Origin of the sequence: Olleya sp. HaHaR_3_96, from assembly GCF_019278545.1 — a bacterium.
Lineage (GTDB): Bacteria > Bacteroidota > Bacteroidia > Flavobacteriales > Flavobacteriaceae > Olleya.
The window spans coordinates 626,941-648,371 of the sequence record NZ_CP058987.1 but is presented as its reverse complement, the minus strand read 5'-3'; the positions used below and the strand labels follow the sequence as shown (position 1 = coordinate 648,371).

The window sequence follows — 21,431 nt, the reverse complement described above, 5'->3', positions numbered from 1 at the left end:
TTCAACTCAGAAAGGCCTAATAGTGAGATTTATATAATTATTAGGCTTAAAAATAAAGATTTCATAAAAAAGCACACTAATTGAATATTTTACTAGTTTGTATTAAATTAATTTATAGTTTTACACCATGTTTACAACACTAAATAAAAACGAAAGACCCACAAGTTTGCTATTACGCAGACGACGTCGCTAATACGCATACTTTAAGCTTTTAGTTAATAGTTTTTATTTTTTTTCAGACAGTGAACAATTCGACACAAATAGTTTCTTTTTTAAATACAGTTATTAGAAATAGTAACAGGATAACCATACGTCCAATTTTCCGTCGTCGCCCTTAGGGTGTACTTCTATTTATAGAACTAAGGTGAGTCCGGTTCTGCTTTCAAAAACAAAAATTATCACATTTTTTAATTTAAAATTCAATTACAATGGAAATTGTTATTGCTGATAAATCACATAGTATTTACGCAGATATTATTTGTAATACTATTGCTGATGCTGCTCAAGTTAGAGGAACTGGTATTGCAAAACGCAAGCCTGAATACATCATTACCAAAATGGAAAATGGTAATGCTGTTATTGCTTTAGAGGGCGATAAATTTGCAGGCTTTTGTTATATCGAACAATGGGGACATGGCAAATTTGTAGCTAATTCTGGATTAATTGTACATCCAGATTTTAGAAACATTGGCTTAGCTAAGCAGATCAAACAGAAAATATTTGTGCATTCTAGAACCAAGTTTCCGGAGGCTAAAGTATTTAGTATTACTACAGGTTTAGCAGTTATGAAAATGAATAGTGATTTAGGTTATAAACCTGTTACGTTTTCAGAATTAACAGACGATCAATCCTTTTGGAATGGCTGTCAGACCTGCAAAAACTTTGATGTTTTGACAAGAACAGAGCAAAAAATGTGCTTGTGTACAGGTATGTTGTATGATCCTTCTAAAAAGGAAGCAACAAAGGCAGCAGTGAATAATCATGATAAAAAAGTATGGACCAGATTGAAAAATATTAAGCAATCCATGTTCCTAAAAAAAGAAAAGAATGAAAAAAGCGAATAAATCCGATAATGCTTTCCCTTTGGGAAAGATGTCACAAAGTGACAGAAAGGGAAAATTAGTCATAGCATATAGTGGTGGATTAGATACATCCTATTGCGCAGTAAGTTTAAGTAAAGCTGGATACGATGTGCACGCGGTAAGTGTAAATACTGGTGGTTTTTCTGATGAAGAAATTAAAACCATTGAAGCAAATGCCTACAAGATGGGCGTGTCGACCTATAAGAACATCGACGCTATTGCCTCGTATTATGATAAAGTGATTAAGTATTTAATCTTCGGAAATGTTTTGAAGAACAACACCTATCCTTTATCTGTAAGCGCAGAACGTATTATTCAAGCAATCGAAATTATTGAATATGCAAAAAGTATTGATGCCGAATATATCGCACATGGAAGCACAGGAGCTGGAAACGATCAAGTGCGTTTTGATATGATTTTTCAAACGTTGGCACCACATATTAAAATTATCACGCCAATTAGAGATGGAAGTTTAAGCAGACAACAAGAAATTGATTACTTAAAAGAAAACGGTATTGAAGCTTCTTGGGAAAAGGCAAAGTATTCTGTTAATAAAGGACTTTGGGGAACTAGTGTTGGTGGAGAAGAAACATTGACATCAGAAAAACCATTACCAGAAAGTGCTTATCCTTCGCAATTAAAACATGCCGAAGAAGAGAAAGTGACATTAACCTTTTTAAAAGGAGAATTGGTTGCTGTTAACGGAATTGAAAACGCATCAGACGTAAATATTGAAGTTTTAAACAATCTGGCATCTGCGTATGCAATTGGTAGGGATATTCATGTTGGAGATACAATAGTTGGTATTAAAGGACGTGTTGGTTTTGAAGCAGCAGCTGCTTTGGTGATTATAAAAGCACATCATTTGTTAGAAAAGCATACGTTGACCAAATGGCAATTACAGCACAAAGATTATATGTCAAATTTCTACGGAATGCATTTGCATGAAGGGCAATATTTAGATCCTGTAATGCGTGACATGGAAGCCTTTTTACGAAGCAGCCAAGACAAAGTCTCAGGGGATGTTTTTGTGACCTTAAAACCATACCATTTTACTGTAGACGGAATTAAGTCTAAACATGATTTAATGAACGCAAAGTTTGGAAGTTATGGCGAAGAAAATAAAGGTTGGACTGCAGAAGAAGCTAAAGGTTTTATAAAGATTATAGGAAACCAAAATAAGATTTATCAACAAGTAAATAATTAATTGAGTGAGACCTGTCAGGTTTTAAAAACCGGACAGGTCTGAAAGACAAGTGGTAATGAAAAAATTAGAAATAGGAATCATTGGAGGAGCAGGTTATACAGCTGGAGAACTTATTAGATTGTTGTTAAATCATCCAAAAGCAAACATCAATTTTATTTACAGTACGTCTAATGCTGGCAATAAAATATCTAAAGTACACCAAGATTTAATTGGTAGCACAGATTTGGAGTTTTCAAGTAAAATTAACTCAGAAGTAGACGTGTTGTTTTTATGTTTAGGACACGGAAATTCTAAAGCATTTTTAGAGAACAATTCATTTTCTGCTGAAACTAAAATTATTGATTTAAGTAATGATTTCAGGTTAACTAAAGATGCCGTTTTTGAAGGGAAAACGTTTGTTTATGGTTTGCCGGAATTAAATAAAGAAGCGATTAAAAAAGCGAATTACATTGCAAATCCAGGGTGTTTTGCATCTGCTATTCAGTTAGCATTATTGCCTTTAGCTAAAGCTGAAGTTTTGCAAAACGATGTACATATTAATGCGGTTACAGGAGCAACAGGAGCAGGAACATCATTATCTGCAACTACGCATTTTACGTGGCGAGCTAATAACTTTTCGCATTATAAAGCTTTTACACATCAACATTTAGGCGAGATTAATCAATCGGTGAAATTGTTGCAGTCTAACTTTAATTCGGATATCAACTTCATGCCAAATCGTGGTGATTTTTCAAGAGGAATTTTTGCAACTATGTATACTAAGTTTAAAGGAAGCTTAGAAGACGCAAAAGCATTGTATTCCGATTTTTATAAAGATGCCGTTTTTACTATGGTTTCGGATGATGAGATTCATTTAAAACAAGTAGTAAATACTAATAAGTGTATTCTTCATTTACATAAACATGAAGACAAATTATTGGTGACAAGCATTATTGATAATTTATTGAAAGGTGCTTCCGGGCAAGCTGTTCATAACATGAACTTAATGTTTGGTTTTGATGAAACAGAAGGATTAAAATTGAAAGCAACTTATTTTTAAAAATACAGTTGCTGCGTTAGCGGTTGAAGTGGCATCCTTTTTATTTGTCTCCTCGAGCGCAGTCGAGAGGTTGACAAATAAAAAGATATAACGGAAAACGCGACCCTTGTGGTAACGCTCAAACAATAAAAAGATGTCACCTTGAGCGCAGTCGAAAGGTTTAAGTGAAAATAAAGTTTAATTAAAAAGATAATAGTCATTGCGAGCTTTACGAGTGAACGAAGTAAACCTGAAGCAATTTGTTTAAAGAGATTACTTCAGTCATTGGCTGCGCCATCTACTTTTAATCAAAATATATTTTGATTTCAGTAATCTTCGTAATGACAAATAAAAACGAACAAATGAAAATAGCAATTATAGGGACAGGAAACTTAGGAAAGTCGATCGCAAAAGGATTGATAACCAACAATGCCATTACTAGTTTGTATTTAACCAAACGGAATTTGGATGAGATTCAAGAATTTGATGGTTATAAAAATGTGCATTTAACAACGGATAATATTGAAGCTGTAAGGCAATCTGATATTATCATTTTTGCGGTGCAACCGGCGCATTTTGAGCAAATACTGAATGACATTAAGCCGGAATTAACAGAGAAACACGTGTTGATTTCGACTATTACAGGTTTTCTAATTCCTAAGATTGAAGCGCAAGTTGGTGCGGATAAATTTATCATTCGTGCGATGCCAAATACCGCAATTGCAGTTGGTAAATCGATGACGTGTTTGTGTAGTAATGTGCAAGGTGCAAAACGTATTAAAATCGCTGAAGCTATTTTTAATCGTTTAGGACATTCGATGAGTATTCCGGAAAGTCAAATGCAAGCTGCAACAGTAGTTTGTGCAAGTGGAGTTGCGTTTTGGATGCGTTTAATTAGAGCAACAACACAGGCTGCTATTCAGTTAGGTTTTGATGCGAAAGAAGCACAAGAGTTAGCGATGTATACCAGTGAAGGTGCGGCGAGTTTATTGATTACTAATGGGAATCATCCTGAAGAGGAAATAGATCGTGTAACCACTCCAAAAGGGTGTACGATTGAAGGTTTGAATGAGATGGAACACAAAGGATTGAGTTCGTCTTTAATACAAGGTATGATTGCCTCGTTTAACAAGATTAATAACATTAAAGAAGAGCAGATATGAGTTTATTTAACGTCTATCCTTTATTCGATATCACACCAGTAAAAGCTGTAGATGTTTTTGTTTTTGATGAAAACAACACCAAATATTTAGATTTATATGGTGGACATGCGGTGATTTCTATTGGGCATTCGCACCCAAAATATGTGGCTGCCATTTCTGATCAAGTAGCCAAATTAGGGTTTTATAGTAACTCGATTCAGAATCCATTACAAGTAAAATTAGCCGACAAGTTAGAGCAATTATCCGGTTGTAAAGACTATGAATTGTTTTTGTGTAATTCTGGAGCAGAAGCCAATGAAAATGCTTTAAAATTAGCATCATTCCATAACGGAAAGAAAAAAGTTGTTGCTTTTAAAAATGGCTTTCATGGTCGTACATCAGCAGCTGTTGCAGCAACGGATAATGCAAAGATTATCGCTCCAATTAACGCACAGCAAGAGGTTGAGATTCTGGAATTAGGTGACTTAGAAGGTGTCGAAAAAGCATTGGCTAAAAACGATGTCTGTGCTGTAATTATTGAATGTATTCAAGGCGTTGGAGGATTAGATGAAAGTACTGCTGCATTCTACGAAGGTGTAGATATTTTATGCAAAAAATACAATACCTGTTTTATTGCAGATGAGGTGCAATCAGGTTTTGGAAGAACTGGCGATTTTTTCGCTTATCAAAAATATAACGTCACTCCAGATATTATATCGATTGCCAAAGGCATGGGGAATGGTTTTCCGATTGGTGGAATTTTAATTCACCCAAATATTAAAGCCTCTTTTGGTTTATTAGGAACCACTTTTGGTGGGAATCACTTGGCATGTGTTGCATCTTCGACTGTATTAGAAGTTATTGAAGAAGAGGATTTGATGCAAAATGCTAAAGATATCTCAGCTTATTTTCTAGAGAAAGCAAAAGAATTTTCGGCAATTAAAAACATAAAAGGACGTGGTTTAATGTTAGGATTGGAATTTGATTTTCCGATTGCCGAACTACGCAAGAAACTAATTTTTGAACATAAGATATTTACAGGAAGCGCGAAGAATCCTAATTTATTACGAATTCTTCCGCCTTTAACCATCAGAAAAGAACATGTCGATTTGTTTTTTGAGGCTTTAAAAAGTGAATTAAACTAGTATTGAGCGTAACGTCATTCTGAACTAGTTTCAGAATCACATAACAGTGAGAAGCTGAAATAAATTCAGCTTGACGAGAAGAGTGAATACATGAAGAGTGGTGCTTTAAAACACCAGTTATATTGAGTATTAAAGACTCAGAAAGAGGAGTTAAATAGCAACGTCATTCTGAACTAGTTTCAGAATCGCATAATAATGAGAAACTGAAATAAATTCAGCTTGACGAGAATAGAGAGTATATGATAATAAGTGTTTGTAATAGCAGTTATGTTGAGCATTAAAGGCTTAGAAATAAGAACTAAGTAGCAACGTCATTCTGAACTAGTTTCAGAATCACATAACAGTGAGAAACTGAAGTGAATTCAGCTTGACGAGAGTTGTGGATACGTGAAGAATGGTGCTTTAAAACACCAGTTATATTGAGTATTAAAGACTCAGAAAGAGGAGTTAAATAGCAACGTCATTCTGAACTAGTTTCAGAATCGCATAATAATGAGAAACTGAAGTAAATTCAGCTTGACGAGAAGAGTGAATACATGAAAATAAGTATTTGTAATAGCATTTATATTGAGTATTAAAGACTCAGAAAGAGGAGTTAAATAGCAACGTCATTCTGAACTAGTTTCAGAATCGCATAATAATGAGAAGCTGAAATAAATTCAGCTTGACGAGAGTTGTGGATACATGAAAATAAGTGTTTGTAATAGCATTTATATTGAGTATTTAATGCTTAGAAAGAAGAGTTAAATAACAACGTCATTCTGAACTAGTTTCAGAAGCGCATAACAGTGAGAAGCTGAAATAAATTCAGCTTGACGAGAGTTGTGGATACATGAAAATAAGTGTTTGTAATAGCATTTATATTGAGTGTTTAATGCTTAGAAATAAGAACTAAATAGCAACGTCATTCTGAACTAGTTTCAGAAGCGCATAACAGTGAGAAGCTGAACTAAATTCAGTAAGATTAAAGTAATAAATAGATGAAAAAGTACACAGAAATAAAAGACATATCAAATCTTCAAGAAACCATAAAGGACGCGATTTCACTAAAAAAGACCCCTTTTAAATTCCAAGATTTAGGAAAACATAAAACATTAGTGATGCTGTTTTTTAATTCCAGTTTACGTACGCGATTAAGCACGGAGAAAGCAGCAAAAAACTTAGGAATGGATGTTATGATTTTAAACGTAAATGACGCTTGGAACCTAGAATTTGAAGATGGTACGATCATGAATGCTAATACGTCAGAACATATTAAAGAAGCAACACAAGTGATTTCGCAATATGGAGATGTAATTGCGGTGAGAGCGTTTCCTAGTTTAACCGATAAACAAAAAGATGAGTCTGAATTTGTAATGAATAGTTTCATAAAATATGCAACGGTTCCAATTGTGAATATGGAAAGTGCTACAGCACATCCTTTACAAGCATTAGCAGATGCAATTACCATTACTGAATTAACAGAAAAAGCAAAGCCTAAAGTTGTTTTGTCTTGGGCGCCACACCCTAAAGCATTGCCACAGGCAGTTGTAAATTCGTTTGTAGAAATGATGCAAAACTTGGATGTAGATTTAACCATTACACATCCAGAAGGTTATGAGTTAAGCGAAGCAATCACGAAAAAAACACCAATAAATCACAATCAAGAAGAGGCTTTAAAAGATGCCGATTTTGTGTATGTTAAAAACTGGAGTAATTATAAAGACTATGGAAAAGTACTTAGTCAAGACGAGAATTGGATGATGACAAAAGCGAAGTTGGGTAATGCAAAATTTATGCATTGCTTGCCCGTAAGACGTAATGTAGTTGTGGAAGATGCGGTTTTAGATAGTGAGCAATCAATGGTTATCCAGCAAGCAAATAATAGGACTTTTGCTGCGCAAATTGTATTAAAGCAGATTCTGGAGGAGTTGTAAACGTCATTGCGAATGAGGAGCGATTGAAGCAATCTTTTAATTGAAAGAGGTTACTTGGTTATGCTGAATTAATTTCAATATCAAAAAAGGAGCAAATAATGAGAAGCTGAAACAAGTTCAGCTTGACGATTGAGGTTTTAAAGTAAGCAATAAGTTAATGTTAATCCGTCACGTCATACAGAATTCATTTCAGTATCACATCAAAAGAAGAAGAAGTATGAAAACACTAAAAATTATAAAAATTGGAGGAAGCATCATCGATGATGATAACGCTTTACAGCAATTCCTAAAAGCATTCGCGACTATAGATTCTCCTAAAATTCTAGTGCATGGTGGTGGAAAATTAGCAACCAAATTAGCACAACAAATGCAAGTTGAGGTTAAAATGATTGACGGAAGACGCGTAACCGATCAAGTCACTTTAGATATTATCACCATGGTGTATGCTGGAAAAATCAATAAAACTATAGTCGCACAATTACAAGCTAACAGTTGTAATGCTATTGGTTTTTCAGGAGCAGATGGCAACACGATAGTTTCGGATTTAAGACCATCAAAACCTATCGATTATGGATTTGCTGGAGACGTCAAAAAGGTAAATACAGAAACCTTAGAAATTCTTTTAAACAATTCAATTACACCTGTGTTTTGCGCGATTACTCATGATAAAAACGGGCAATTATTAAATACCAATGCAGATACGATTGCTTCTGAATTAGCAATAGGTTTTGCAACAAAATATAAAACTGAATTATATTATTGCTTCGAAAAAAAGGGTGTTTTAGAAGATGTAAATAATGACGATTCTGTTATCCAAAACATCAACACTAAAACCTACCAACCGTTAATTAAAAACGGTATTATATATGAAGGCATGTTGCCAAAACTAAACAACTGTTTTCATGCTGTAAATAATCAAGTACAAAAAGTTTGTATTGGTAAATCAGAAATGCTTTTCGATAAAAATAATAAACACACAACCATTTCAAAATGATAGAAAAACTAACAACAAGAGCAATTGCTTTATTAAAACAATTGATAGAAACGCAGTCTTTTTCTTCAGAAGAAGGCCCTACAGCAGCGCATATTGAGCAATGGTTTAACAATCAAAATATTCCTTTTAAAAGAACAAAACATAATGTTTGGGCAACTAATAAATATTTTGACGATAGTAAACCAACGCTATTATTAAACTCGCATCACGATACGGTAAAACCAAATAATGGCTACACTAAAGATCCGTTTAAAGTCATTGTTGAAGACGGAAAATTATATGGTTTAGGTAGTAATGATGCTGGAGGTTGTTTGGTCAGTCTATTAGCAACGTTTGCGTATTTCTATAGCAGAGAAAATCTAAATTTTAATCTGGTTATTGTCGCTTCCGCTGAAGAAGAAAGCAGTGGAGAAAATGGGTTAAATAGTATGTTGTCGGTTATTCCAAAAGTGGATGTCGCTATTGTTGGAGAGCCAACTTTAATGAATTTAGCTGTTGCCGAAAAAGGCTTGGTTGTGTTTGAGGCAATCGTAAAAGGAACGCCAAGTCATGCTGCGCATCCAAATCACGATAACGCCATTTATAAAACAATTCCAGTGTTAGAATGGTTTAAAAATTACACGTTTGATAAAACTTCGGAAGCTTTGGGAGAGGTGAAGTTGACTGTTACGCAAATAAATGCAGGAAAGCAGCATAATGCGGTTCCTGCAGATGTAAAATTAGTGGTTGATGTCCGTGTAAACGATAAATATTCTAACCAAGACATTGTCGATATTTTACAGAAAGAAGCGCCTTGTGATAGTATTATTCCGCGTAGTATAAAATTAAATTCGTCGTCCATTCCTATCGATCATCCATTGGTAATTGCAGGAATAGAAATAGGTAGAAGCACTTATGGTTCGCCAACATTATCTGATCAAGCGGTGTTGAGTTGTCCATCGTTAAAACTAGGACCAGGAGATAGCACACGATCGCATTCCGCTGACGAGTTTATTTACGTGAATGAAATTGAAGAAGGGATTAAAATATATATTGAATTATTAGAAAAAGTATTGTAGCAAACGTCATAACGAGGAAGAATGACGAAGTTATCTCATCATGAGATTGCTTCATTTCATTCGCAATGACAATAAAAAATCAAATTATGAAACTCTGGGACAAAGGAATAAGTATCGATAAAAAAATAGAACAATTTACCGTTGGAAACGATAGAGAAATTGATCTACATATTGCAAAGTACGATGTACAAGCATCTTTAGCGCATGCAATAATGTTGGAGTCTATTGGCATTATTTCTTCGGAAGAATTACAACAGCTTAAAAGTGGTTTGCACGCTATTGCGGAAACTATAGAAAACGGAACCTTCGTTATTGAAGCGTCCTTTGAAGATGTGCATTCTAAAATTGAATATGAGCTGACTAAAACCTTAGGTGATGTTGGAAAGAAAATCCATACTGCACGTTCTAGAAATGATCAAGTTTTAGTAGCATTACAATTGTACTACAAAGAGAATTTACAAGAAATTAATCAGAAAACAAAAACGTTTTTTGACACCCTTTTAGGTTTGGCGGAAACGCATAAAGATGCATTACTTCCTGGTTATACACATTTACAAGTAGCAATGCCATCTTCTTTCGGATTATGGTTTTCTGCTTATGCTGAGGTTTTAATTGATGATGTGTACTTGTTAAATGCAGCCTTGAAAACCGTAGATCAAAATCCGTTAGGTTCTGCGGCAGGTTACGGAAGTTCGTTTCCTATTGATAGAGAATTAACTACAAAAGAATTAAACTTTGCGACCTTGAAATATAATGTGGTTGCTGCGCAAATGAGTAGAGGAAAAAGCGAACGAACTATCGCTTTAGCTTTAGGAAGTGTGTGTAATACTTTAGCGCGTTTTGCAATGGATATTTGCGTGTATAATAGTCAGAATTTTGGCTTTATTGCCTTTCCGGATGAGTTAACGACGGGAAGCAGTATTATGCCACATAAAAAGAATCCTGATGTGTTTGAATTAATCCGAGGGAAAGCCAATAAAATACAAGCTTTGCATACCGAAATGGTGTTAATTACTAATAATTTACCAAGTGGTTATCATAGAGATTTTCAGTTATTAAAAGAAAATATTATTGCAGCAATTGAAGATGTAAAAGACTTATTAGATATTTTTAATTACGCTATTCAGCAAGTTATTGTAAAAGACATCGATTTAAATGATGCTAAATATCAATACTTGTTTACGGTAGATAATATTAACACGTTGGTTGTGGGAGGCATGCCTTTTAGAGAAGCGTATCAAAAAATTGGAGGTGAAGTGGAAAGCGGAACTTATGTGCCAGATACTTCTAAACAGCACACGCATGTTGGTAGTATTGGTAATTTGTGTTTGGATGGGATTAGAGGGAAGTATCCAGAGTAACGTTAATTGCGTCAATGCGAGAAACGAAGCAATCTCTCTAATTTTTGTAAAATTTTTGTTTTAAAGAGTTTTCTTGCTTTAATTAAACAGATTACTTCGTCGTACCTCCTCGTAATGACGTGCTGTACGTCATTGCGAGGAACGAAGCAATCTCTCTAATTGTATTTTTTCTTTTTTAGATTAATCGTTTTTCCATGTATTAAACCCGAGGCAAATCGCTATCATCCTTTAAAGGTAAACAGGATTCTCCCATCAAATACGTGTCAATATGATGTGCTGCTTGTCTACCTTCCGAAATAGCCCAAACAATTAACGATTGTCCACGACGCATATCTCCAGCTGCAAAAACACCAGGGATATTTGTTTTGTAATCTTTTGTTGTTGCTTCAATATTGGTTCTAAAATCCATTTTTAATCCAAACTGGTCTGCTAATGTTTTTTCAGCGCCTGTAAATCCAAGTGCTAATAATGCGATGTCGCATTTCCATTCTTTTTCGGTATTTGGAACTTCTTTAAGTTGTGGTCTTTCTCCTGGAGTAAAAATCCATTCTACTTCAACCGTTTTTAAGCCTGTTAAGTTTCCTTTTTTGTCTCCTAAAAATTCTTTAGTAGAAATGCTAAAAAAACGTTCTACACCTTCTTGGTGCGATGAGGTTGTTTTTAGCTTCATTGGCCAATACGGCCAAGGTTGATGTGCTGGACGACCTTCGGAAGGTTTGCTTAAGATTTCAAAATTTGTAACCGAAGTTGCGCCATGACGATTAGACGTTCCAATACAATCACTTCCGGTATCTCCACCACCAATTACGATAATGTCTTTTCCTTTAGCAGAAATAACGTCTTTAAAATCCACTAAACCATCTACGTATTGGTTGTTTAATTTTAAGAAATCCATAGCTTGAGTCACACCTTTTAAGTCTGCTCCAGGTATAGGAATGCTTCGTCTTACTGTAGCACCTCCACATAACACAACAGCGTCAAAGTCGTCTTTAAGTTGGTTGGCGTCTATGTTTTTACCAACATGTGCATTGGTTTTAAAAATAACACCTTCTTCTTCTAAAACAGCAATACGTCTGTCAATCACGGTTTTTTCCATTTTAAAATCTGGAATTCCGTAACGTAATAAACCACCAACTTTTTCGTCACGTTCAAAAACGGTAACGGTATGTCCTGCACGATTTAATTGTTGTGCGGCAGCTAATCCTGCTGGTCCAGAGCCAATAACAGCAACTGTTTTTTCGGTTCTTACTTTTGGAGGATTTGCTAGAATCCAGCCTTCTTGAAAGGCGGTTTCTACTATATTTTTTTCAATATTTTCTATCGTTACTGGGTCTTCATTAATACCAAGTACACAAGCTTCTTCGCAAGGTGCTGGGCATAGACGTCCTGTAAACTCTGGGAAGTTGTTGGTTTTGTGTAAAATTTCAGCAGCTTCTTTCCATTTTCCTTTGTAGACTTTATCATTAAAATCTGGAATTAAATTCCCAAGCGGACAACCACTATGACAAAACGGAATTCCGCAATCCATGCAACGTGCACCTTGATTTTCTAGGTGATCTTCTGGTAACGGAACCGTAAATTCTTTGTAATTCTCTATGCGTTTTTCTGGCGCTATATAACTTTCGTTCTCACGCTTAAACTCTAAAAATCCTGTTATTTTTCCCATAATTTACGCTAATTCTAGTTGTTCTTGTTCTAATCTCACTAAGGCTTGTCTATACTCTTCTGGTAGCACTTTTTTAAACTTAGGAAGGTAATTGTCCCAATCTTTTAAAATGCGAGCTGCTAATGGGCTTCCTGTTGCTTCGAAATGATTTTTGATTAATTGTTTCAGCTGAAGACTATCTGCTTCGTTTTCAATTGGATCGATATTTAAATCTTCCGAATTACAATTCTGTTTGAAGGTTCCTTTTTCATCTAAAACATAAGCAACTCCTCCGCTCATTCCTGCTCCAAAGTTTCGACCTACGGTACCAAGAATAACAGCAACTCCACCAGTCATATACTCGCAACCATGATCTCCAATACCTTCGACGACTGCTTGTGCTCCAGAGTTTCTAACACAAAAACGCTCTCCAGCTTTACCATTTATATAAACTTCTCCAGAGGTTGCGCCATACAGCGTTACGTTTCCTGTAATGATATTGTCTTCCGGAACAATGGTACATTTTTCTGGCACTTTAATAATTAATTTAGCTCCGGATAACCCTTTACCTAGGTAATCATTTGTGTTTCCGTGCACGGTGAATTTTAAACCTTTTGTTGCAAAAGCTCCAAAACTTTGTCCTGCAGAACCTGTAAAATCAATATCTATTGTGTCTTCTGGTAATCCATCTGCACCATAAATTTTTGAAATCTCATTACTTATAACAGCTCCAACTGCTCTATCTACGTTTGTGATAGGCATAGCTAAGTGTGTTTTTTGTCTCCTAAATAACGCTTGATGCGCTTGTTTGATTATTTTAAAATCTAAGTGCACATTTAAATTATGGTCTTGACAATACGTATTGTATAGTTGCACATCTTCAGCAACTTCTACTTTGTGTAAGATTGGTGTTAAGTCAATTCCTGAAGATTTATAATGGTCTATGGCTTTATTTCTATTTAATTTTTGAGATTGTCCAACCATTTCGTTGATGGTTCTAAACCCTAGTTTTGCCATAATCTCACGTAATTCTTGTGCTACAAAATACATGTAGTTGACGACGTGCTCTGGTTTTCCTTTAAACTTTTTACGTAAATCTGGGTTTTGAGTAGCAATTCCGACTGGGCATGTGTTTAAATGACACACACGCATCATAATACATCCTGAAGCTACTAAAGGTGCTGTTGCAAAACCGAATTCTTCTGCGCCAAGTAAGCAAGCAATAGCAACATCGCGACCTGTTTTTAATTGTCCGTCACATTCTAAAACTACACGATTTCTAAGGTCATTCATCACTAAGGTTTGCTGTGCTTCTGCAACACCAAGTTCCCAAGGTAAACCAGTATGTTTTTGTGAAGTTAAAGGCGTTGCTCCTGTTCCTCCATCAAAACCAGCAATTAAAATAACGTCTGCTTTTGCTTTAGCAACTCCTGCTGCTACTGTACCAACACCAATTTCTGATACTAGTTTTACATTAATTCTAGCTTCTCTATTTGCTGATTTTACATCGTAAATTAATTGCGATAAATCTTCAATCGAATAAATATCGTGATGTGGTGGTGGTGAAATTAATCCTACATAGGGCGTTGAATTTCTTGTTTTTGCAATTTCTGGATTCACTTTTGGTCCAGGTAATTGTCCACCTTCTCCTGGTTTTGCACCTTGTGCTATTTTTATTTGAATTTCGCTTGCGCTTGTTAAGTAGTTGGAAGTGACTCCAAAACGTCCTGAAGCGACTTGTTTGATTGCTGAGTTTCTCCAGTCTCCTTGTGAGCTTTTGTAGAAACGTTCTTGGTCTTCTCCACCTTCACCAGAGTTAGATTTTCCTCCAATTCTGTTCATAGCAACCGCTAAGTTTTCATGTGCTTCTTTACTAATAGAACCATAGGACATGGCTCCGGTTTTAAAACGTTTTACAATTTCTGTCCAAGGTTCTACTTCCTCTAAAGGAATTGGGTCAAATTGATCAAACTCAAACAAACCTCTAATGGTCATTAAGCTTTTAGATTGATCGTTTACCAAGTCGGAAAACTCTTTAAAAGTAGAGGCTTTATTAGTTCTTACCGATTCTTGAAGCTTAGCAACGGTTAATGGGTTAAACATGTGTTTTTCCTGTCCACGTCTCCATCTGTAATCTCCACCAACTTCAATTTGTGGTTCTGTGTTTTTGTGAAAAGCCCTTTTGTGACGTTTAACAATTTCTTGTTCAATTTCTCTTAAGCCAATACCTTGAATACGTGTTGGTGTATTTGGAAAGTATTTTTCGACTGTTGAGGTTTTAATTCCGATACATTCAAATAATTGAGAGCCACGGTACGAGTTTAATGTTGAAATCCCAATTTTATTCATCACTTTTAAAATCCCTTTTCCAACTGCTTTATTGTAGTTTTTAATGGCAGCTAAATATTCTAAATCTGTAAGATCTGCATTGTTGATTTGTTGTTGAACAATTTCATTTACAATGTATGGGTTTACAGCACTTGCGCCATAACCAAATAATAAAGCAAAATGGTGTACTTCACGAGGTTCTGCAGACTCAATAATTAAACTGATTCTAGAACGCTTTTTTAATTTGTGTAAGGCGTGATTGACGTAAGAACAGGCTAAAAGCGCAGGAATTGGTGCGTGATTTTCGTCTACAAATCGATCGGATAAAATAATGATGTTTGCACCTTCGTCAATAGCTTTAGAAGCTTTAGTGACTAAGTTTTCAAGTGCGACTTCAAGTTCATTTAATCCACGATTTACTTCGTATAACATCGAAATAGATTCGACTTTAAAATCAGGATTAGTATCATAATCTCTAATCTTATCTAAATCGTGTTTAGAAATAACCGGATTCTGAATTTTTAATTTTTTACAATGTTCCGCATTGATATCAAATATATTGACGTCACTACCAAGCGTTAAGCTTATATCTGTAATTAACTCTTCTCTAATTCCGTCTAAAGGCGGATTGGTAACTTGAGCAAATAACTGTTTGAAGTAGTTATAAATTAATTGTGGTCTTTCTGATAAAATAGCAATTGGCGTATCGCTTCCCATGGATCCAATAGGTTCTTTTCCTAATTGTGCCATCGGACGAATAATAGTATTTAAATCTTCTTCTGTATAGCCAAAAACAACTTCACGTTTTTTAAGATCAATTTCATCATATTTAATATGGCCTTCCTTAGCTTCAATATCTTTAAGATGGACTAAATTTTCGTTTAACCATTCTCTGTAAGGATGTTTGGCTGCTATTTCTTCTTTGATTTCTTCATCATTAACAATACGACCTTCGCTCATGTTTACTAAAAACATTTTCCCTGGTTCTAAACGACCATGGAATTCTATGTTTTCAGGAGCAATGTCTACAACACCAGTTTCGGAAGACATAATAACGTTTCCTTGTTTTGTTACGGTATATCTTGAAGGACGTAATCCATTTCTATCTAAAACAGCGCCTATAAAATTACCGTCTGTAAATGGGATTGAAGCCGGTCCGTCCCAAGGTTCCATTAAGCAGGAGTTGTATTCATAAAATGCTTTTTTAGAATCCGACATGTGTGGGTTTTTCTCCCAGGCTTCGGGGACTAGCATCATCATTGCTTCTGGAAGCGAACGTCCCGTCATTAATAGTAATTCAACAACCATGTCTAGGGTTGCAGAATCTGATTTCCCTCTTAAAATAGTAGGGATTATTTTTTTAATATCATCTCCAAACAATGGGCTTTCCATGATTTCTTCACGAGAAAACATGCGTGATACATTACCTCTAACCGTGTTTATTTCTCCGTTATGACAGATATATCTAAAAGGCTGTGCTAAATCCCAAGTTGGAAATGTGTTGGTAGAAAAACGTTGGTGTACTAATGCTAATCTTGTGTCTAAAGCCGAGTTGAATAAGTCTAAGTAATATTCATTAATATGTTCCGGCATTAATAAGCCTTTAAATATTATGATTTTAGTAGATAGACTTGGTAGGTAAAAGAATTTTGATTCAGATAATTTAGAATCATAAATAGTGTGTTCTGCAATTTTTCGTGCAGCATATAATTTTATGTTGAATTCTCTTTCGGTTTGGGCATCGCTAGCCTTTCCAATAAAAATTTGTTTTACAAAAGGTTCTGTTACTTTTGCAATTTCACCTAAAACAGTACTATTAACTGGTACGTCTCTCCAGCCAATTAATTTAAGGCCTTGATTTTGGATTTCTTTTTCAAAAACATCAATACAATATTGACGTTGGTTTTCTTTTTTAGGAAGAAATACATTGCTAACTGCATATTCTCCAGCTTCAGGTAAATCAAACTCACAAAAAATCTTAAAGAATTTGTGTGGAATATCAATTAGTATTCCTGCACCGTCTCCTGTTACTCCATCTGAACTAACGGCACCGCGATGTTCTAATTTTACTAATATTTCAAGCGCTTTGTGGATGATGTCATTAGATCGTTTTCCAGTTAAACTACATATAAATCCTGCGCCACAATTATCGTGTTCAAATTCTGGTAAATAAAGTCCTTGTTTTTTTAGCATAATCAGTAAAATTTAAAGCTTTTTTAAGCTTCATTATATCTGTAATATACAGGCTATTATTTAATTAGTAAAAAGAACGAAACACTTTTTCGAAATTCGGATTATAGTCTTTTATAAATGTGCTTTAAATAATAATACTGCGCTTACAGTGAGGATTGCGCAATGAAAAAACACTACTAAAAACACGTAATTGTTACGAAAACGTTTGCGAAAAGTTTAAAATATTGAATATAATACGATTAAAATTAGTTTTCGATAAGAATAACTCAATATTAAGGATGTGAAATCATTAATAAAACCACCTTATAATTATCATACCCTATAAAAACTAGGGGGTAAAATAAGTAAACAATAAAAATGAATGTGATAACCCTATTTTTTTAGGGGTGTAAATGTTTTTAATATAGATTTGAGAGATAAACGAATTATAAAATCTAGTATTATGAAACAATTGTTTACTCTGGCTATTATTTTAGCATCTGTGACTTTATCTGCTCAAGAGGAGTCTGATGGTCTTGAAAAAAAGTTCTCTTTTGAGGGGAGTGTCGATGCTTATTATCGTACTAATTTTACAGCTCCAAATGATGATAATCAAATTGCTCCGACAACGTCCTTTGCGGATACTGCGGGATTTTCATTAGGAATGGGAAATATAATTGCGTCTTATGAGAAAGGTAGAGTTGGTGCAGTCGCAGATTTAGTTTTTGGACCAAGAGGTGAAGCGGCTAGTGCAACGGTACTAAATCAATTATTTGCTTTTTATAATATTAGTGAAAACACAAAATTGACTTTTGGGAAGTTTAATACTTTTTTAGGTTATGAGGTTATTGCTCCAGCAGGAAATTTTAATTACAGTACGTCTTATTTGTTTTCTAATGGGCCTTTTTCTCACACAGGTGTAAAAGCTGATTTTGCATTGTCTGAGGATTTTAGCTTGATGGTTGGTGTGTTTAATCAAACAGATGTTACTGAGTTTAATCCTGACGGTAGTTATGCGGTTGGGGCGCAATTAGGATATGATGGTCAATTTTTAAATCTTTTATATGATGATGCAGGATTAGGGTTTGAAGTCGATTATACAGGAGGGTTTGATGCATCAGATGAGTTTTTTTTAGGAATCAACGCAGCGTATGCAGATAATGACGGAGAAGGGTTTTATGGCGTGGATTTGTATCCTCAATATGATCTTAGTGATACGTTTACAGTAGGATTAAGGGGAGAATATTTTCAGAAGCAGAGTGAGTCTGTAGATGATGATCCAAGTGTTATTGGGTTAACGCTTACGGGGAGTTTAGTTATTGATGAAGACTTAATTATTAAGCCGGAATTTAGATTAGACAATAGTTCTGAAGACGCGTTTATTGATACAGATTTAATGGCAACAAAAAGCTTAGGTTCTTTTGTGGTTGCAGCGATATATAAATTTTAACGATAATTAATTATGAAAAAAGTTGAAGCAATAATCAGAAAATCAAAATTTTCTGCAGTTAAAAATGCGTTGCATGAGGTTGGTGTAAATTTCTTCTCGTATTGGGATGTTACAGGATTAGGTAACGAGAAAGAGGGACATGTTTATAGAGGGGTTTCTTATAGTACAAGTGATATACAACGACGCTATCTATCAATAGTTGTTAATGATGATTTTGAAGAAGTAACCATAAAAGCCATTTTAGAATCGGGTTCTACAGGAGAAGTTGGAGACGGAAAAATATTTGTTTCACAAATCGATGAAGTTTATAGAATACGCACAGGAAATAAAGGCGGAAACACATTAAAATAATAAGACATGGAATTATTTACAATTAACAATGTATGGATGATGATCTGTACAGCACTAGTTTTCTTTATGCATTTAGGGTTTGCATTTTTAGAAATTGGTTTAACACGTCAAAAAAACACAATAAATATTTTATTTAAAAATATATTCATTATTACCATGGGCTTATTACTGTATTGTCTTGTTGGTTTTAATTTAATGTATCCAGGAGATGTGTTTACAGAAGTAAATGGGGTTGTTCAAGGTGATTGGAATGGTATTCTTGGTTTTGCAGGTTTTGGATTAGAGTCTCCAACGGTTATAGATCCTGAAACCGGACAAGCAATATTGGATTTATCGTATAACGAAGGGTATACTTATTGGACTGACTTCTTGTTTCAAGGGATGTTTGCGGCAACAGCTGCAACTATTGTTTCTGGGGCAGTTGCCGAACGAATGAAAATTGGGCCATTTATTGTTTTTGCAATTATATATGTTGGATTAGTGTATCCAATAGCTGGATCTTGGAAATGGGGAGGTGGATTTTTACATACGTTAGAAACGCCTTTTTATGACTTTGCAGGGTCAACATTAGTGCATTCCGTTGGTGGATGGGCAGCTTTGGTTGCTGTTTGCTTACTAGGTTCTAGAATAGGTAAATTTAAAAACGGAAAAATACAGGCTATTCCTGGGCATAATATTCCTTTGGCGACCGCTGGTGTTTTAATACTATGGTTAGGTTGGTTTGGGTTTAATGGAGGATCGGTATTGTCTGCAGATCCATCATTAACGTCATTAACATTAGTAACAACTTGTTTGGCAGCAGCAGCTGGTGGTGTGGTTGCGGCTTTGACATCTACGCTTATGTATAAGAATTTAGATTTAACTATGTTTTTAAATGGTATTTTGGGTGGTCTTGTTGGTATAACAGCAGGTGCTGATCAAATGAGTCCAACAGATGCTATACTGATTGGTGCAATTGCTGGAGCTATTATTGTTTTTGCGGTATCGTTAATTGATAAATTAAAATTAGATGACCCTGTTGGTGCTATTGCTGTACATTTAGTGTGTGGTATTTGGGGGACATTAGCGGTTGGACTATTTGGAAAATTAGCTAGCGGAGCACAATTTGTAAGTCAACTTATTGGTGTAGCTTCTTACGCAGCTATATGTATTGTTTCTTCATTCTTAATTATTTTTATAATGAAGAAAACGGTAGGAATAAGAGTTTCTGAAAAAGAAGAGTTGGAAGGTCTTGATGCTCATGAGCATGGAATGGATGCTTATCCAGACTTTAGATTAAACGAACATTAGGTTTTAGTTATTTTGTTGAAGAAACCTCGGGATATTGTATTTCGAGGTTTTTTTTGGTTTGGATATACTGAAGTGTACAAGTTGTTTTTATCACAAAAAAAAGGCCTGATAAGTTGAGTTATCAGGCGCTTTAAAGACTAACAAATAATTGTTATATAATAGTAGATTGTCCTAAGTGAATATTATTAAAATTAATATTCGTATCATTTGGGTTACTGATAAAATCTGCAATAAAATCTCCTACTTTGGAAGTAGAGATGTTGTCGTAAGAAGTGTTAAGATCTGGTGTTGTTATTTTTAATTTTAAAGATTTTTCAACACCTTCTTTAATTAGGTTGGCTTCATCATATAGTTCAAAATGTTCTAATAGCATAGCGGCACTTAGTATAGAGGCTATAGGGTTTGCTATGCCTTTACCTGTTGCTTGTGGATAGGAGCCGTGAATAGGCTCGAACATGGCGTATTTGTCTCCAATGGATGCGGAGGCTAATAATCCAATAGATCCTCCAATAACGCTAGCTTCATCGCTTATGACGTCTCCAAATAGGTTTTCAGTTAAAATAACATCAAATTGCTTTGGGTTTAAGATCATTTGCATCGCTGCATTATCTACAAATAAGAAGTCTAATTCTACATCAGGATACTCTTTTGCTAGTTCTGTAACAACTTTTCTCCAAAGACGAGAGGTTTCTAAAACATTAGCTTTGTCAACTAGGGTTACTTTTTTCTTTCTACTTTGCGCATTTTTAAAAGCTAAATGGGCAATGCGTTCAATTTCGTATTTGGAGTATTCACATAAGTCTGACGCTGTATTACCGTCTTCGCTTAGGTGTTTTTCGCCAAAATAAATACCGCCTGTTAATTCGCGATAGATACTAATATCCGTCCCTTCTATAATTTCTTTTTTAAGAGGAGACTTATCTAGCAGTACTTCGTAAGCTTTTACAGGTCTTATGTTTGCATATAGACCAAGTTCTTTTCTAAGTTTAAGTAAGCCTTGTTCTGGGCGGACTTTTGCACTAGGGTCGTTATCGTATTTTGGGTGTCCAATAGCTCCAAATAAAATGGCATCGCTAGACTTACATAAATCTAATGTGCTATCTGGTAATGGGTTGTTTTTTTTATCAATTGCGATGGCGCCAACGGGGGCTTCTTTAAATAAAAAAGTATGGTCAAATTCTAAAGCAATTGCTTTTAATATTTTTATTGATTGGTTGGTCACTTCTGGACCGATACCATCTCCAGGTAAAACTGCTATGTTTAATTTCATAG

General features: G+C 34.9%; 15 protein-coding genes. 12 read left to right on the top strand and 3 right to left on the bottom strand.

Annotated elements, in window-relative coordinates:
- The first annotated feature begins 428 nt into the window (after positions 1-428).
- From H0I26_RS02755 to argH, 9 genes are all read left to right on the top strand, one after another.
- Positions 429-1,064 carry a GNAT family N-acetyltransferase gene (locus tag H0I26_RS02755; RefSeq protein ID WP_218700911.1) on the top strand — a complete coding sequence of 212 codons (636 nt, stop codon included), beginning with the start codon at positions 429-431 and terminating at the stop codon, positions 1,062-1,064.
- Positions 1,065-1,092: 28 nt separating this feature from the next.
- The gene (locus H0I26_RS02750) at positions 1,093-2,289 is read left to right on the top strand and encodes an argininosuccinate synthase (RefSeq protein WP_218702018.1); all 1,197 of its coding nucleotides are present in this window, start codon (positions 1,093-1,095) and stop codon (positions 2,287-2,289) included.
- Positions 2,290-2,344: 55 nt separating this feature from the next.
- The gene (argC, locus tag H0I26_RS02745; protein ID WP_218700910.1) at positions 2,345-3,328 is read left to right on the top strand and encodes an N-acetyl-gamma-glutamyl-phosphate reductase; all 984 of its coding nucleotides are present in this window, start codon (positions 2,345-2,347) and stop codon (positions 3,326-3,328) included.
- 341 nt (positions 3,329-3,669) lie between these two features.
- Positions 3,670-4,470, top strand: a complete 801-nt coding sequence (proC, locus tag H0I26_RS02740; protein ID WP_218700909.1) for a pyrroline-5-carboxylate reductase — start codon at positions 3,670-3,672, stop codon at positions 4,468-4,470.
- Entirely contained in the window at positions 4,467-5,594 is a 1,128-nt protein-coding gene (locus H0I26_RS02735; protein ID WP_218700908.1) for an aspartate aminotransferase family protein, read from the top strand. The genes proC and H0I26_RS02735 overlap by 4 nt, the downstream gene beginning before the upstream one ends.
- Before the next feature lie 980 nt (positions 5,595-6,574).
- Positions 6,575-7,510, top strand: a complete 936-nt coding sequence (locus H0I26_RS02730; RefSeq protein WP_218700907.1) for an acetylornithine carbamoyltransferase — start codon at positions 6,575-6,577, stop codon at positions 7,508-7,510.
- A gap of 217 nt (positions 7,511-7,727) precedes the next feature.
- Positions 7,728-8,504 carry an acetylglutamate kinase gene (gene argB / locus H0I26_RS02725; protein WP_218700906.1) on the top strand — a complete coding sequence of 259 codons (777 nt, stop codon included), beginning with the start codon at positions 7,728-7,730 and terminating at the stop codon, positions 8,502-8,504.
- The gene (locus H0I26_RS02720) at positions 8,501-9,562 is read left to right on the top strand and encodes a M20 family metallo-hydrolase (RefSeq protein WP_218700905.1); all 1,062 of its coding nucleotides are present in this window, start codon (positions 8,501-8,503) and stop codon (positions 9,560-9,562) included. Before argB ends, H0I26_RS02720 begins: the two co-directional genes overlap by 4 nt.
- A gap of 86 nt (positions 9,563-9,648) precedes the next feature.
- Positions 9,649-10,923, top strand: a complete 1,275-nt coding sequence (argH, locus tag H0I26_RS02715) for an argininosuccinate lyase (RefSeq protein ID WP_218700904.1) — start codon at positions 9,649-9,651, stop codon at positions 10,921-10,923.
- Positions 10,924-11,122: 199 nt separating this feature from the next.
- Here argH and H0I26_RS02710 read toward each other — a convergent pair whose 3' ends face one another.
- Complete coding sequence (locus H0I26_RS02710; RefSeq protein WP_218700903.1) at positions 11,123-12,589, bottom strand: glutamate synthase subunit beta; 1,467 nt, start codon at positions 12,587-12,589, stop codon at positions 11,123-11,125.
- Between the two features lie 3 nt (positions 12,590-12,592).
- Complete coding sequence (gltB, locus tag H0I26_RS02705; RefSeq protein ID WP_218700902.1) at positions 12,593-17,089, bottom strand: glutamate synthase large subunit; 4,497 nt, start codon at positions 17,087-17,089, stop codon at positions 12,593-12,595.
- Positions 17,090-17,531: 442 nt separating this feature from the next.
- Here gltB and H0I26_RS02700 point away from each other — a divergent pair, with 442 nt between their 5' ends.
- Genes H0I26_RS02700 through H0I26_RS02690 form a run of 3 tightly spaced genes read left to right on the top strand, consistent with a single transcriptional unit; the run spans position 17,532 to position 20,159 of the window.
- On the top strand, positions 17,532-18,518 hold the full coding sequence (locus tag H0I26_RS02700) for an outer membrane beta-barrel protein (protein ID WP_218700901.1): 987 nt from the start codon (positions 17,532-17,534) through the stop codon (positions 18,516-18,518).
- A gap of 12 nt (positions 18,519-18,530) precedes the next feature.
- On the top strand, positions 18,531-18,869 hold the full coding sequence (locus tag H0I26_RS02695) for a P-II family nitrogen regulator (RefSeq protein ID WP_101015721.1): 339 nt from the start codon (positions 18,531-18,533) through the stop codon (positions 18,867-18,869).
- Positions 18,870-18,875: 6 nt separating this feature from the next.
- Positions 18,876-20,159 carry an ammonium transporter gene (locus H0I26_RS02690; RefSeq protein WP_218700900.1) on the top strand — a complete coding sequence of 428 codons (1,284 nt, stop codon included), beginning with the start codon at positions 18,876-18,878 and terminating at the stop codon, positions 20,157-20,159.
- A gap of 151 nt (positions 20,160-20,310) precedes the next feature.
- Here H0I26_RS02690 and leuB read toward each other — a convergent pair whose 3' ends face one another.
- Positions 20,311-21,429, bottom strand: coding sequence for a 3-isopropylmalate dehydrogenase (gene leuB / locus H0I26_RS02685; protein ID WP_101015719.1), 1,119 nt, complete (start codon positions 21,427-21,429; stop codon positions 20,311-20,313).
- Positions 21,430-21,431: the final 2 nt, after the last annotated feature.

Coding starts and splice junctions, on each gene's coding strand:
- H0I26_RS02755 (WP_218700911.1), top strand. CDS start 429: ATGGAAATTGTTATTGCTGATAAATCACATAGTATTTACGCAGATATT.
- H0I26_RS02750 (WP_218702018.1), top strand. CDS start 1,093: ATGTCACAAAGTGACAGAAAGGGAAAATTAGTCATAGCATATAGTGGT.
- argC (WP_218700910.1), top strand. CDS start 2,345: ATGAAAAAATTAGAAATAGGAATCATTGGAGGAGCAGGTTATACAGCT.
- proC (WP_218700909.1), top strand. CDS start 3,670: ATGAAAATAGCAATTATAGGGACAGGAAACTTAGGAAAGTCGATCGCA.
- H0I26_RS02735 (WP_218700908.1), top strand. CDS start 4,467: ATGAGTTTATTTAACGTCTATCCTTTATTCGATATCACACCAGTAAAA.
- H0I26_RS02730 (WP_218700907.1), top strand. CDS start 6,575: ATGAAAAAGTACACAGAAATAAAAGACATATCAAATCTTCAAGAAACC.
- argB (WP_218700906.1), top strand. CDS start 7,728: ATGAAAACACTAAAAATTATAAAAATTGGAGGAAGCATCATCGATGAT.
- H0I26_RS02720 (WP_218700905.1), top strand. CDS start 8,501: ATGATAGAAAAACTAACAACAAGAGCAATTGCTTTATTAAAACAATTG.
- argH (WP_218700904.1), top strand. CDS start 9,649: ATGAAACTCTGGGACAAAGGAATAAGTATCGATAAAAAAATAGAACAA.
- H0I26_RS02710 (WP_218700903.1), bottom strand. CDS start 12,589: ATGGGAAAAATAACAGGATTTTTAGAGTTTAAGCGTGAGAACGAAAGT.
- gltB (WP_218700902.1), bottom strand. CDS start 17,089: ATGCTAAAAAAACAAGGACTTTATTTACCAGAATTTGAACACGATAAT.
- H0I26_RS02700 (WP_218700901.1), top strand. CDS start 17,532: ATGAAACAATTGTTTACTCTGGCTATTATTTTAGCATCTGTGACTTTA.
- H0I26_RS02695 (WP_101015721.1), top strand. CDS start 18,531: ATGAAAAAAGTTGAAGCAATAATCAGAAAATCAAAATTTTCTGCAGTT.
- H0I26_RS02690 (WP_218700900.1), top strand. CDS start 18,876: ATGGAATTATTTACAATTAACAATGTATGGATGATGATCTGTACAGCA.
- leuB (WP_101015719.1), bottom strand. CDS start 21,429: ATGAAATTAAACATAGCAGTTTTACCTGGAGATGGTATCGGTCCAGAA.